This is a genomic window from Vibrio sp. M260112 (genome assembly GCF_036533775.1).
Lineage (GTDB): Bacteria > Pseudomonadota > Gammaproteobacteria > Enterobacterales > Vibrionaceae > Vibrio.
Map to the genome: position 1 here is coordinate 1 of NZ_JATABH010000184.1, position 593 is coordinate 593.

General features: G+C 51.9%; 1 pseudogene. It reads left to right on the forward strand.

Annotated features, from left to right (window positions below):
- Nucleotides 1–593: pseudogene (locus QTN95_RS20955) on the forward strand (transketolase); the annotation flags it as partial.

Consider the following 593-nt stretch of genomic DNA (forward strand, 5'->3'; position numbering starts at 1 on the left):
TCTATCGATGGTCACGTTGAAGGTTGGTTCTCTGACGATACACCTAAGCGTTTTGAAGCGTACGGCTGGCATGTAATCCCAGCAGTTGACGGTCACGATCCTGAAGCGATCAATGCGGCCATCATTGCAGCAAAAGCTGACCCTCGCCCTACGCTAATCTGTACTAAAACTATCATCGGTTTTGGTTCACCTAACAAGTCTGGTTCACACGACTGTCACGGCGCACCACTAGGCGCTGAAGAAATTGCCGCGACTCGTAAGCAACTTGGTTGGGAACACGGTCCGTTCGAAATCCCTGCGGATGTCTATGCTCAGTGGGATGCTAAAGCGGCAGGCGCAGAAAAAGAAGCTGCGTGGAATGCTAAGTTTGACGCGTACGCAGCAGCTTACCCTGCGGAAGCAGCTGAGCTTAAGCGTCGTCTAAACGGTGAACTGCCAGCAGAGTGGGAAGAGAAAGCCAACGCGATCATCGCTGATCTACAAGCTAACCCAGCCAACATCGCTTCACGTAAAGCGTCACAAAATGCGCTAGAAGCATTCGGTGCCATGCTACCAGAATTCCTAGGCGGCTCTGCTGACCTAGCACCTTCTAA